Source organism: Frigoribacterium sp. AC759 (assembly GCF_979256015.1).
Genome location: NZ_CEEDMT010000040.1, coordinates 1 through 13,197, shown reverse-complemented (window position 1 = coordinate 13,197; position 13,197 = coordinate 1). Strand labels below are relative to the sequence as shown.

Sequence of the window (13,197 nt, the reverse complement as noted above, 5' to 3'; positions counted from 1 at the left end):
CCACCCCCCTTCGCGACTGGAGCCCCCATGACCGCCCCGATCACCGCTCGCCGCACGGCCGTCCCGGCGATGCGCAGCGGAACCGCGCCCCGCCGCCCCGGCGGCCGGCGACAGGACCACCCCGCATGGTTCATCGTCCCGGCGCTCGCCGTGCTCGTCGTCTTCTTCTTCGTGCCGACCGTCTTCAACTTCGTCTACGCCTTCACGAACTGGTCCAGCTTCTCGTCGCAGATCTCGTTCGTCGGCGTCGACAACTTCACCTCGCTCTTCGCCAACGGCGCCCTCGTCTCCGGGCTGCGCGTGACGCTCGTCTACGCCGTGCTCGTCGCGGTCTTCCAGAACGTCTTCGGGCTGATCCTCGCTCTCGTGCTCGAGGCCGACACCCGCGTCAACCGCTTCGCCCGGGTCGCCTTCTTCGTGCCCGTCGTGATGTCGGCGCTCGCCGTCGGCTACATCTTCCAGGCGCTGCTCAAACCCGACGGGGCCCTCAACGCCGTGCTGAGCGCCGTCACGGGCACCGAGGTCACCACCGCGTGGCTCGGCAGCACCTCGTGGACGATCGTCGTCGTCGCGCTCATCCACGCCTGGAAGTGGATGGGTCTCTCGATGCTCATCTACCTCGCCGGTCTCAAGACGATCGACCAGGACGTCCTCGAGGCGTCGCGCCTCGACGGGGCGAGCTGGTGGCAGACCTTCCGCACGATCCGGTTCCCGCTGCTGGCGCCGGCCGTGACCTTCAACGTCGCCACGTCCCTCCTCGGATCCATGAACGGCTTCGACGTCGTGCAGGCGACCACCGAGGGCGGCCCCGGCGGCACGACCGAGCTGCTCAACATCTTCATCTTCCGCACCTTCGGGCAGGGGCTCTTCGCCCAGGCCACGACCATGAGCCTGATGCTGTTCGTCATGGTGGCCGTGCTGGCGTTCCCCCTGATCCGGTTCCTCCGCAAGAGAGAGGACGTCCTCTGATGAGCGTCTCCAGCATCGCGACCCCGGCTCCGACCGTCACGGACTCCGAGGAGGTGCGCCGCACCTCCTCGAGGCCGCCCGCGTCGCGTCGTCGACGGCCCCGTCGCCGCGTGGTGCAGCCCCTGGTCGCGCTCGCGCTCGTCGTGGCCCTCCTCGGCGTGCCGTTCTGGATGGTCGTCGTCACGGCCGGGAAGGACCAGGCGGAGGCGTTCAGCCCCAACCTCGCCCTGCCCACGGACTGGCAGCTGTTCGAGAACATCGCCACCGTGTTCGGCGACGGCCGCATGGTGCCGGCGTTCTTCGGCAGCCTGCTCGTCATGGTGCCGTCGGTGCTCGGGGTGCTGCTGCTCGGCTCGATGGCCTCGTGGGTGCTCGCCCGACGCTCGAGCCGGGCGATGGCGATCGTCTACGCGTTGGCGATCAGCGGCATCGTGCTGCCGCCCGCCGTCGTCACCATCGTGCTGCTGCTGCGCCAGATCGGCCTCGCCGGCACGGCGCTCGGCATGATCGGCGTCTACATGGGCATGTACCTGTCGACGGTGGTGTTCTTCGTCACCGGCTTCGTGCGCACCATCCCGGTCGAGCTGGAGGAAGCCGCGCGAGTCGACGGCGCCGGGCCGGTGCGGGTGTTCGTGCGGATCATCCTGCCGCTGCTCGGACCGACTCTCGCGACGGCGACGATCCTGATCTGCCTCTACGTCTGGAACGACGTGTTCTACGCGCTGTTCGTCATCGGCGGGCGCCTGGACACCCTGCCGCTGAACCTCTACCAGGTGGCGAGCAGCGGGTTGTACCTGCAGAACTGGCACCTGATCTTCGCCTACATCATCGTGATGAGCCTGCCGCTGCTGGTCACGTTCATGGTGATGCAGCGCAAGATCATCTCGGGCATCACCAGCGGCGCCGTCAAATGACGGGTCTGGTCGGATCGCCCTATGGTGAGACGATCATGCCGAGCCCCGCAGCGGACCAGCGCCCCGCCAACATCGACGACGTCGCGCGGCTCGCCGGCGTCTCGGCTCCGACCGTGTCACGGGTGCTCACCGGCGCGGCTAAGGTCAGCGCCGACAAGACGCGACGGGTGGAGCAGGCGATCGTCGAGCTCGGCTACCGGCCCAACGCGTCGGCCCGGGCGCTGGTCAACGGCAGATCGCGGGTCATCGCCGTCCTGGCCGGCGACACCTCTCATTACGGTTACGCCGAGACGATCCGCGGCGTCGAGGTCAGCGCCCGGGCCTCGGGCTACCTGGTCAGCATCACCGTCATCGACTCGACCGAGGCCGAGTCGGTGCACGCCGCCGTCGACCTCGCGCTGCAGCAGCCCGTCGCCGGTGTCGTCGTGCTGAAGTTCGACCCCGAGGGCGTCGCCGCACTCGCGGCCGTGCCCGCGTCGCTCGCGACGGTGGCCATCTCGGGCGAGATCGCGACCGGTGTGCCGCAGGCCGTCATCGACGAGATGACCGGCTCGTACGCGCTGACCGCGCACCTGCTCGAGCTCGGGCACTCGACCGTGCACCACGTGCGGGTGCCGCCCTCGGGCAAGGAGGACGGCCGCACCACCGGGTGGCGCAACGCGCTGATCGACGCCGGAGTGCCGGTGCCCGAGATCACCGACTCGTCGTGGGAGCCGGTCTCCGGTCGCGCGGTCGGGCGCGAGCTGGCCGCCGACCCGACGGTGACGGCCGTCTTCTGCGGCAACGACGAGATCGCGATGGGCGTCATCCGCGGCCTCGCCGACGAAGGGCTGCGGGTGCCCGACGACGTCAGCGTCGCCGGGTTCGACGACCACCCCATCTCCGAGCTGTTCTCGCCGTCGATCACGACCGCTCGCCAGGACTTCGCCGGCCTCGGGTCGCGCGCCTTCGGCCAGCTGCAGCAGCTCATGGCGGGCGGCGAGACGCCGCGGCTCACGACCGACCAGGCGGTGGTGGTGCTGCGGGAGAGCGTCGGTGCGCCGGGTGCCGAGCGCGGCGCGCGCGGTGGTGCCGCCCGAGGCTGAGCTCGGGGCTGAGCGGCCCGGGCCTGAGGAGCCCGGGTCGAGGAGTCACGACACGCCGAGCGGGTGGGGGGCTCGCGGCGTGTTGTGACTCATGGACGTGGGGGGCGGGGGTGCCCGGGCGGGGGGGTGCTGCGGCAGGGGGCCGCTGGACGGTGCGCGCATCGCACGATCTGCGCCACGCTCCGATCCGCGCCGGTGTAGCACCATGGCGGGTATGAGACGCCGAACAGCGACCCCGACGACCGCCGCCGTGCTCGCCTCCGCCGCGATCGTCGTCGCCGGGGTGACCGGCTGCACCACCGGGGCGACGCAGGGTGATGCGGGGGAGGCGACCCGCGCCTCCTCGGCTCCGGCATCCGCGACGCCCGCACCCACGGCCACCACGGCCACCCCGGCGCCGACCGCCGACGCCTCGGCCGCGCTCGGCGCCCTCGAGACCGAGTTCGACGCCCGCGTCGGCGTCAGCGCCCTCGACACCGGATCGGGCACCACCCTCGACTACCGGGCGGACGAGCGGTTCGGCTACGCGTCGACCATCAAGGTGTTCGCGGCCGCGGCGTTCCTCCAGCAGGTGCCCGCCGATCAGCGCGACGAGGTCGTCACCTGGACGGCCGCCGACGTCTCGGCCGCCGGCTACTCACCCGTGACCAGCCAGTATGTCGACCAGGGCATGAGCCTGTCGTCGCTGGCCGAGGCCGCCGTGCGCCAGAGCGACAACACCGCGCTCAACCTCGTGCTCGACCGGATCGGCGGCCCCGCAGGGCTCGACGAGGCCCTCGAGCAGCTCGGCGACAGCACTACCGAGGTCGTGAACCGCGAACCCGACCTCAACACGATCGAACCCGGCAGCACCGACGACACGACCACCCCGGGCGCCTTCACGGCCGACCTCGCCGCCCTCGCCAGCGAAGAGAATCTCGCGCCCGTCGACCGCGCCCTCCTGCTCGACTGGGCGAGCGGCAACGCCACGGGCGACACCCTCGTCCGGGCCGGCGCGCCCGACGGCTGGACGGTCGTCGACAAATCAGGAGGCGCGGGAGGCATCCGCAACGACGTCGCCGTCGTCACGCCCCCGGGCCGCGACCCCATCGTGCTCACCGTCCTGACGACGAAGAACGACCCCGACGCCGCATACGACGACGCGCTCGTCGCCCGGGTCGCCGCCGCGGTGCTGGCCGAATTCGGCTAGCTAGGCCAGCTGGTCCAGCTGGGCTAGACGCCGGGCCTAGGCCTGGGTCCGGTCGGAGGCCTCAGCGGAGGCCGTGTCCGTGTCGGCGGCCGGTGCCGTGTCCGAAGCCGTGCCCGAGACCGGGTCCGAGGTCATGGCCGGGGCCTGCTCGGGGGTCGGTGCCGGGGCCGACGCGGCCGACGCGGCCGACGCGGTCGACGCGGGGCGCGCCTCCTCGGCGAACGCCCCGAAGCGGAGCACGTCGGCCCCGTACGAGGCGAGCAGCGCCGCGACGTCCTCGACGCGCGCCTGAGACAGCTTCTTGGTCGGACGCGAGATCAGCTCGCGCACGACGGCCTCGAGCTGGGTCGGGGTCGACACGATCTGCGTGGCCGCGCCTCCTTCGCTGCGGTCCTGATCGACGGCGAAGACCGTCGCCTTCGGGTGCGAGTACAGCACGCAGGTGTCGAACCACAGCCTCGCGTCGATCGACTCGTGCACCCGGTCGGACAGCCTGTTCGCCTGGCGCCGCACCTGCGACGCCGGCGACTTCGTGCCGAGGTGCGACCGCACGGTCAGCACGGTGGGCGAGTCGTCGACCACCTGCAGGGCGAACGGCGGCGACATCGTGCTCTCGTCGAAGAGCCCCCCGAACGCCGGGAACACGCTGCTCGGACGCCGACCGTCGAACACGATGCCGCGCCAGCCCTTGTTCTCGACCACCATCGCCCCGGTCTCGCCGACCAGCACGTGGTCGACCTGCGCGACGAACCTGCCGGAGGCGCTGCTCGCGGCGGGCACGAACACCACGTTGGTCAGCAGCACGACGTCCGCGCCGGCCGCACGGCAGGCCGCGGCGATCAGCTCGCGCGACGTCGCCTCGTACTTGAGGCCCGTCGACAGCATGGCCCGGGTCTGCTCGGCCTCGTCGAGGGCGGCCTGCTTCTGGTCGGCCAGCCGCTTGTTCTCGGTGCCGAGCTCGGTGGCGAGGGCCTCCTTCTCGCGGGTGTGCTCGGCGGTCGTGCGCGCCATACGGGTGTCGTGGTGGGCGTCGCGGGCGTCCTGCTCGGCACGGGCCTGGCGGGCCTGCTCGTCGGCGGCCCTGCGGGCCTGCGTGAGGCGGCGTCGCAGCACCAGCAGCACCACGACGACGGCGATGACGACGACGAGCAGTGCGGCGGCGATGATCCACGGGAGGGTCTGATCGGAGAGCATGAGGCCAGCACATCACGAGGAGGCGCGGCGCGGGTCGTCCCTCGCCGGGCCGGACCGAGGTCGGCCTGCTCGCGCGTCGCGGCGGGCACCGCGGAACCCCCGCGTGAGCGACGCACCCCTTCGTGCCGGGGTGCGATGCTCACGCGGGGGTTCCGAGCAGTTCGGGGAGGTGCGCTAGCCTCTCCCGACCGGGCAGGGGGCCCGGAGCCAGGGGGCGGCTCATGAGCCGAGACGGACACGACGACGCCGGCGCGGACGGCGTCGGAGCACACGACGGCACGTCGGATGCACCCCCGGCCAGGACCCGCGACCCCCTCGCCTTCGGGGGCGCGCTCGGCGCCGTGCTGGCCGGGGTCATCACGGGGTTCGCCGTCGCGGCGGTGCCGGGCGTCATCCTCGCGTCGGCCTGGCGGCTCCCGCCCGAGGAGATCGAGAAGTACCTGTTCACGCTCGCAGGGCTGGCTCTGCTCGGGTGCATCGTGTGCCCGGTGCTGGTGGCCGCGGTGCTGCGGCGCAGGGTCGACGGCCCGCGATTCGTCAGCGTCTTCGTCGCGACGCATGCGCTCGTCGTCGGGCTCGGGGTGCTCGCCGGCTGGCTGGCCGTCTATCCGGGCGGTCGCTGGCCCGCGGGCGTCTCGTGGTTCATCACGGCCGCCTGGCTGTTCGCGGTGCTGCCCCTGGTGTGGTCGCTGCCGGCGGCGGCGACCGGCCTCGTCGGGCGGAGGTGGGTCAGGGCGCAGGTCGTGGGCGGCCTGGCGCTCGCGGCGCTCCTCGCCGGCGCCGGTGCCCTGCGCCTGCTGATCGCGTAGGTCGCAAGACCCCGGGGAGTGGCTGAGACCCCTTCGCGCGCACGGGGGTCTCAGCGACATCCTGGGGTCTCGGCGCAGGCTAACCTCGGGGGCATGCCCGACGCCACGATCTACGACGTGGCGGCCCGCGCGGGGGTGTCGCATCAGACGGTCAGCCGGTTCCTCCGCGGCTTCGAGGGGATCCGGCCCGAGACCCGCGCCAAGGTCGAGTCGGCCCTCGCCGAGCTCGAGTACCGGCCGAACAGCGCCGCGAGGTTCCTCCGGCTGAAGCGCACCAACCGCATCGCCCTGCTCGCCGACAACATGCACCTGTCGGGCCCGGCCCGTACGATCGCCAGCGCCACCGAGGCCGCGCGCGACCTCGGCTACGTCACCGACATCGTCACGATGGACGGCAGCGACGAGGGCAGCGTCCGCGAAGCCCTCGATCTCGTGCTCAGTCAGCAGATCGCCGGGCTCGTGCTCATGGCCCAGACCGCGATCGCCCGCACCGCCATCGCCCAGCGCGACATCTCGATGCCCGTGGGCCGCGACTTCGGTCTCGTCGTCGACGGCACCGGCGAGTCGCTCGGCATCCGGGCCGGTCGCGTCGCCGCCGAGCATCTGATCGAGCTCGGCCACCGCCGGGCCGCCTACGTCGCCGGGCCCGAGCAGTGGCTCGTCGCCCGGGAGCGTCAGGAGGGCTTCACCGCCGCCTTCACGGCCGGGGGAGGCGAGGTCGTCGCCAGCACCGCGGGGGACTGGTCGGCCGAGTCGGGCTTCGCCGCGGCCCGCCTCCTGCTCGCCGAGGGCGCCCTCGAGAGCGGAGGAGGCGCGGGTCGGGCCCCCGACGGAGGCGCCACCGCCGTCGCGGTCGCGAACGACACCATGGCGATGGGTCTGCTCGCGGCGCTCGCCGAGGCCGGCGTCTCCGTGCCCGGCGACGTCAGCGTCGTCGGCAACGACGACGCCCCGGAGGCGCGCTACATGGTCCCGCCACTCACGACGGTCGACCTGGACTTCGCGCAGGAGGGCGTGCTCGTCGTCACCTCGCTGATCGACCGCATCGAGGGGCGCGAGACCGACTCCGTGATCCACGTGCCGACGCCGGCCCTGGTGACCCGCGCCTCCACGGCTCCGCCCCGCGTCTGAGCCCCCGGCACCGGCCGCGGACGCCCCGGCACCGGCCGCAGACGGCCCCGCGCTGGCCGAAGACGCCCCGCCGCTGGCCGCAGACGGCCCCTGCACCCACCGCCGCATCACGGTCGGGTCACGCCGCTCGATTGCCACTTGCGCGACGTCGGCGGCTCGACTAGCTTCCTCATCAACGCCGATGTTATCGACAACATCCGCCGACCACCATGCACCACGAGCACGCCAGCATCCGCGGATCGACGCCGATCCGCACGAGCAGACAGGTCGACGATGACGTCAGCACCACGCCACTCCGGGGTCCTCTTCGGGGCCGCCTACTACGCCGAGTACCAGCAGGCGGGCACCCTCGACCGCGATCTCGACCTGATGGTCGAGGCCGGCTTCACCGTGATCCGCGTGGGCGAGTCGGTCTGGTCGACGTGGGAGCCCCGCGAGGGCGAGTTCGACCTCGACTGGCTGCAGCCCGTGCTCGACGGCGCCCACGCCCGCGGCATCTCGGTCGTGCTCGGCACGCCCACCTACGCCGTGCCGCCGTGGCTGCAGGTGCTGCACCCCGAGATCGCGGCCGAGCGCACCTCCGGGGTCCGGGCCGGCTGGGGCGCCCGCCAGGAGATGGACCAGAGCCACCCCGCCTACCGCTTCTACGCCGAGCGCGTCGTCCGTCGCGTCGCCGCCCGGTACGCCGACCACCCCGCCGTGATCGGCTGGCAGGTCGACAACGAGCCCGGCAACGAGCTGCCCCGCAACGAGCAGGTCTTCCAGCGGTTCGTCGCCTGGCTGCAGCGCCGGTACGGCACGGTCGAGAGCCTGAACGACGAGTGGGGCCTCGTCTACTGGTCGCACCGCATCACCGAGTGGTCGCAGCTCTGGCGCCCCGACGGCAACGTGCAGCCGCAGTACGACCTCGAGTGGCGCCGGTTCCAGGGCGAGCTCGCCGACGAGCTGATCGCCTGGCAGGCCGACGTCGTGCGCGAGTACGCCCGCGACGACCAGTTCGTCACCACCTGCATCTCGTACGCCCGCCCGCAGGTCGCCGACGACCGGCTCGTGAAGAGCCTCGACGTGACCGCCGGCAACCCCTATTACAAGATGCAGGACGGTCTGACCCGCGGCGTCGAGATCCCCCGCGAGGCCGGCTGGTGGCACACCGGCGTCTGGGCCCTGCACCAGTGGGGCGACCGGGCGTTCTCGTCGGCGCAGTCGTCGTTCCTGGTGACCGAGACCAACGCGCAGTCGATCGGCGGCCCGTGGCAGAACCACCCGCCGTTCGACGGGCAGATCAAGCAGGCCGCGCTCGCGCTCGTCGCCCGCGGAGCCCGCATGGTCGAGTACTGGCACTGGCACACGCTGCACTTCGGCGTCGAGACCTACTGGGGCGGCGTGCTGCCGCACAGCCAGCGACCCGGCCGCATCCACCGCGAGGTCGCGGCCCTCGGTGCGACCCTCGGGGCGGTAGGAGGCGCGGTGGACGGATTCACGCCGGCCGCCGACGTGCTCATGCTCTGGTCCACCGACACGAAGTGGTCGTTCGAGGGCTACCCGCCCCTGGCCCTGCCGAACGGCGACCCCGACCCCGACTCGTACCTGCACCTCTTCGACTCGCACTACCGGGGTCTCGCCGAGTCCGGCGCCCAGGTGCGCATCCAGCACGTCGAGCAATTCGTCGCCGCCATGACCGCCGACTCGACGGGCCCCGCGGCGCTGGCGGCCGAGCACCCCGTGCTCGTCGTGCCCGGTCTGTACGTCGTCGACGACGAGACGCTCGACGCGCTCTCCGCCTACGCCGAGGCCGGGGGTCACCTCGTGCTCGGCGTCCGCACCGCCTACGGCGACCAGCTCGCGAGGGCGCGGCGCGACGTCGCCCCCGCCCGGCTCTCGGGCCCCGCGGGCGTCTGGTACGAGGAGTACACGAACCTCGACGAGCCCCTCGAGGTCCTCACCGCCGGCCCCGCCGACGGTCTCGCCCTCGAGCCCGGCTCGGCCGGCACCCGCTGGGCCGACGTGCTGAAGGTCGACGACGCCGAGGTGCTGGTGCGGTTCCCGGCCACCGAGATCGGGGCCGACGCGGTGATGACGACCCGCGCCTCCGGGGCCGGTCGCGTCACCTACGTCGCCACCGTGCCGAACCCCGAGCTGTCGCGGAGCATCGCCCGCTGGCTCGTGCCGCAGACGGCGGCCCGCGACTGGGCGGCGACGGACGCCGTCACCGTCACCACCGGGTCGCGCCCCGACGGGCCCGACCTGGCCTTCGTGTCGAACTGGTCGGCCCACGAGGCCGCCGTGACCGCACCCCGCGCCGTCCGCGATCTCGAGACCGGCGACGTGCTCGAGGCCGGTCGCACCCTGACCCTCACCCCCCGATCGGCCCACGTGTTCGAGCACGTGGCCACGACCTCCACCCCCTGACCCGGCGTCTCGCCCGAGACGCCGCACACCCCGAAAGAGAAGACCATGAAGCGGAAGAACACAGCAAAGGCGCTCGTGTCCCTGGCTCTCGTGTCGGCGTTCGCGCTGACCGCGTGCGCCCCCGGCGGCGGAGGAGGCGGTGGCGGCGGCGAGACCACCGCCCCCGTCTCGCAGGCCGACATCGACGCGGCGATGGACACCGAGACGACCATCACCTTCTGGACCTGGGTGCCCGACATCCAGAAGGAGGTCGACCTCTTCGAGGCGAAGTACCCGAAGATCACCGTCGACGTCGTCAACGTCGGCACGGGCACCGTGCAGTACCCCAAGCTGCGCACGGCTCTGAAGGCCGGCAAGGGCGCCCCCGACGTGGCGCAGATCGAGTACCAGTACATCCCGTCGTTCCGTCAGACGGACAGCCTCGTCGACCTGACCCCGTACGGAGGCGCGGAGCTGGAGTCGAAGTACGTCGAGTGGGTCTGGAACCAGGTCGCCGACGACAGCGGCGTCTGGTCGGTGCCGCAGGACTCCGGGCCGCTCGGCAACCTCTACCGCTCGGACATCTACGAGCAGGCCGGCATCACCGCCCCGCCCGCCACCTGGGACGAGTTCGCCGAGCAGGCGCAGACCGTGAAGGACGAGACCGGCTCGTACATGTCGAACCTGCCGGGCAACGACCCCGGTCAGGTCGTCGGGCTCTTCTGGCAGGCCGGCGCCAAGCCGTTCTCGTACGACGGCGACAAGACCGTCGGCATCGACCTCGACTCGGCCGAGACGCAGAAGGTCGTCACGTTCTGGCAGGACCTCATCGACAAGGACCTCGTCTCGACCGACGCCGACTTCACGGACTCCTGGTACCAGGGCTTCTCGTCCGGCAAGTACGCCAGCTGGCAGACCGCCGCCTGGGGCCCGGTGTTCCTGCAGGGCACCGCCGCGAACACGAGCGGCAAGTGGACCGCCGCGAAGATCCCGCAGTGGGAGGCCGGCGACGACGTCTCGGGCAACTGGGGCGGATCGTCCGACGCCGTGATCACGGGCACGAAGAACCCGATCGTGGCCGCCGAGTTCAGCAAGTTCCTCAACAGCGACCCCGAGTCGACCCTCGCCTTCGCGAACGAGCAGTTCCTGTTCCCGACGACGACCGACACCCTCTCGAGCAGCGAGTTCACCGGCACGGCCAGCGACTTCTACGGCGGCCAGAAGGTCAACGAGCTCTTCGCCGGCGTCTCGGACACGGTCAGCACCGACTTCCAGTGGCTGCCGTTCATGGACTACGTCTACTCGAGCTTCAACGACACCCTCGGCAAGGCCATCGCCGACCACGACGACATGTCCGCCGCCCTCACGGCGTGGCAGGACGACGTCACCGCCTACGCGAAGCAGCAGGGCTTCACCGTCCAGTAGTGCTCACGGCACCGTCCGTCGACGTCGACCCGCCTCCGGGCGGGCGGCGGCGGCGGACGGTGCCCCCGGCCCGGCAAGGAGCCCCGATGTCCACCTCCGTCACCCCCACCCCCGCCTCCGCGAGTGCTCGTCGAGACGCGACCCGCGCCTCCTCGACCCGCGCCTCCTCGAACCGCACGCCGACCCCGCGTCGTCGCAGCACGCTGCACCGACCCCAGCTGATCGCCGCCTGGGCGCTCGCCATCCCGTTCCTGCTCGTCTTCGCGGCGATGTTCCTCGTGCCGCTCGGCTACGCCGGGTACCTCAGCACCTTCACCTCTCAGCTGGTCGGAGGGCAGGTCTTCTCCGGGCTCGCCAACTACGAGCGGGCCCTGAACGACCCGAGCTTCTGGGCCGGTCTCGGCCGCGTCGCGCTGTTCCTGTTCGTGCAGGTGCCGATCATGCTCGTGATCGCCCTGTTCGTCGCCCTCGCGCTCGACACCGGTCGTGTCGCGGGCAGCAAGTTCGTCCGCCTCGCGATCTTCGTGCCGTACGCCGTGCCCGGCGTCGTCGCCACGCTCATGTGGGGCTACCTCTACGGCCGCGAATCGGGGCTGATCGCCCAGGTGCTGACCGGCGTGGGCCTGCCCGCCCCCGACCTGCTCTCGCCGCAGAACGTGCTCGGCAGCACGATGAACATCGTCAGCTGGGAGTTCATCGGCTACAACATGATCGTGCTGTACGCGGCCCTCCGCAGCGTGCCGACCGAGATGTACGAGGCCGCCGAGATCGACGGCGCCGGGCCCTGGCGGGTGGCGTGGAGCATCAAGATCCCCGCGATCCGCTCGGCGATCCTGCTGACGGTGATCTTCTCGGTGATCGGGTCGTTCCAGCTCTTCAACGAGCCGAACCTGCTCTACAGCATCGCCCCGAACGCCATCGGCTCGGACTTCACGCCGAACCTCTACGCGTACAACGTCGCGTTCCGCAACCAGGACGTCAACTACGCGGCGGCCATCGCGTTCCTGCTCGGGTTCCTCATCATGATCATCAGCTACGTGGTGCAGCTCGCCACCTCACGCAAGGAGCGACTGTCGTGACGATCGCACCCGCACCCGTCGACACCGCCGGAGCCACGGCCGTCGACCGTCCGGCCCGCCGACTGCAGAGCGCAGGAGGCGCGGGTCGGCGACGCCCCCGACGTCGCGTCGAGCGCTCCCAGCGCAAGACGCCCATCCTGACCGTGATCCTCTGGATCACGCTGGCGTACTTCCTGCTGCCGCTGGTCTGGCTCGCGATCCAGGCGACGAAGACGAACGGCGACATCTTCAGCACGTTCGGTCTGGCATTCGGACGCAGCTTCGCGCTCGGCGACAACGTGGCGCAGCTGTTCACCTTCCAGGACGGCATCTTCCTGCAGTGGATGGGCAACACGGTGCTCTACGCCGTGGTCAGCTCGGTGGGGGCGGCGCTGCTCGCCACCATGTGCGGGTACTCGCTGGCGAAGTACGTCTTCAGGGGCCGGTCGTTCGTCTTCGGGCTGATCCTCGGGGCGGTCATGGTGCCGCTGACGGCGCTCGCCATCCCGACGTACCTGCTGTTCAGCGCCGCGAACCTGGTCGACACCCCGTGGGCGATCATCCTGCCGTCGCTCGTCAGCCCGTTCGGCGTCTACCTGATGCGCGTCTACGCGAGCGAGGCCGTCGACGACAGCCTGCTCGAGGCCGCGCGCATCGACGGGGCCGGCGAGCTGCGGATCTTCCTGACGATCTCGTCACGACTGCTCGCCCCGGGCATCGTCACGGTGCTGCTGTTCGCGCTGGTCTCGACCTGGAACAACTACTTCCTGCCGCTGATCATGCTGAACGACCCGAGCCTGTTCCCGGCGACGGTCGGTCTGGCGCAGTGGCAGCAGGCGGCGACCGGCGGAGGTGGGGCGCAGGTGCTGTTCTCGACGGTGCTGACCGGGTCGTTCGTGTCGATCCTGCCGCTCGTGGTGGCGTTCCTGTTCCTGCAGCGGTTCTGGCAGTCGGGCCTGAGCGCCGGCGGGGTGAAGGGGTAGCGGCGGACGGCGGGGCAGGCTCCTGCCCCGCCCCTCCTGCCCCGCCCCTCGC

At 71.5% G+C, this 13,197-nt stretch carries 11 protein-coding genes; 10 read left to right on the top strand and 1 reads right to left on the bottom strand.

The features are described 5' to 3' along the window. Nucleotides 1-27: 27 nt before the first annotated feature. The 4 genes from ACZ6JE_RS14655 (at nucleotide 28) to bla (ending at nucleotide 4,157) form a co-directional block, all read left to right on the top strand. Nucleotides 28-969: a carbohydrate ABC transporter permease gene (locus tag ACZ6JE_RS14655; RefSeq protein ID WP_464319416.1), complete on the top strand. Its 942-nt coding sequence runs from the start codon at nucleotides 28-30 to the stop codon at nucleotides 967-969. After that, complete coding sequence (locus ACZ6JE_RS14650; RefSeq protein WP_243215152.1) at nucleotides 969-1,883, top strand: carbohydrate ABC transporter permease; 915 nt, start codon at nucleotides 969-971, stop codon at nucleotides 1,881-1,883. Before ACZ6JE_RS14655 ends, ACZ6JE_RS14650 begins: the two co-directional genes overlap by 1 nt. Nucleotides 1,884-1,918: 35 nt before the next feature. Beyond that, a complete protein-coding gene (locus ACZ6JE_RS14645; protein ID WP_464319415.1) occupies nucleotides 1,919-2,968 on the top strand; it encodes a LacI family DNA-binding transcriptional regulator in 1,050 nt (349 codons plus the stop codon). Nucleotides 2,969-3,182: 214 nt separating this feature from the next. After that, nucleotides 3,183-4,157: a class A beta-lactamase gene (bla, locus tag ACZ6JE_RS14640; RefSeq protein WP_464319414.1), complete on the top strand. Its 975-nt coding sequence runs from the start codon at nucleotides 3,183-3,185 to the stop codon at nucleotides 4,155-4,157. Between the two features lie 36 nt (nucleotides 4,158-4,193). On the opposite strand, the gene ACZ6JE_RS14635 is transcribed toward bla, so the two are convergent. After that, nucleotides 4,194-5,351, bottom strand: a complete 1,158-nt coding sequence (locus tag ACZ6JE_RS14635; RefSeq protein WP_464319413.1) for an NERD domain-containing protein — start codon at nucleotides 5,349-5,351, stop codon at nucleotides 4,194-4,196. A 221-nt stretch (nucleotides 5,352-5,572) separates the two neighbouring features. On the opposite strand from ACZ6JE_RS14635, the gene ACZ6JE_RS14630 reads away from it, so the two are divergent. The 6 genes from ACZ6JE_RS14630 to ACZ6JE_RS14605 all read left to right on the top strand — a co-directional run bounded on the left by ACZ6JE_RS14630 (nucleotide 5,573) and on the right by ACZ6JE_RS14605 (nucleotide 13,145). Continuing rightward, a complete protein-coding gene (locus ACZ6JE_RS14630; RefSeq protein ID WP_464319412.1) occupies nucleotides 5,573-6,160 on the top strand; it encodes a hypothetical protein in 588 nt (195 codons plus the stop codon). A gap of 93 nt (nucleotides 6,161-6,253) precedes the next feature. Next, complete coding sequence (locus ACZ6JE_RS14625; protein WP_464319411.1) at nucleotides 6,254-7,291, top strand: LacI family DNA-binding transcriptional regulator; 1,038 nt, start codon at nucleotides 6,254-6,256, stop codon at nucleotides 7,289-7,291. A gap of 273 nt (nucleotides 7,292-7,564) precedes the next feature. Beyond that, nucleotides 7,565-9,700 (top strand): beta-galactosidase, encoded by a 2,136-nt coding sequence (locus ACZ6JE_RS14620; RefSeq protein WP_464319410.1) that lies wholly within the window; start codon nucleotides 7,565-7,567, stop codon nucleotides 9,698-9,700. Nucleotides 9,701-9,745: 45 nt separating this feature from the next. Then, entirely contained in the window at nucleotides 9,746-11,104 is a 1,359-nt protein-coding gene (locus ACZ6JE_RS14615) for an ABC transporter substrate-binding protein (RefSeq protein WP_192061246.1), read from the top strand. 86 nt (nucleotides 11,105-11,190) lie between these two features. Next, nucleotides 11,191-12,183 carry a carbohydrate ABC transporter permease gene (locus ACZ6JE_RS14610; RefSeq protein ID WP_464319409.1) on the top strand — a complete coding sequence of 331 codons (993 nt, stop codon included), beginning with the start codon at nucleotides 11,191-11,193 and terminating at the stop codon, nucleotides 12,181-12,183. Then, entirely contained in the window at nucleotides 12,180-13,145 is a 966-nt protein-coding gene (locus ACZ6JE_RS14605; protein WP_374231407.1) for a carbohydrate ABC transporter permease, read from the top strand. The genes ACZ6JE_RS14610 and ACZ6JE_RS14605 overlap by 4 nt, the downstream gene beginning before the upstream one ends. Nucleotides 13,146-13,197 lie beyond the last annotated feature (52 nt).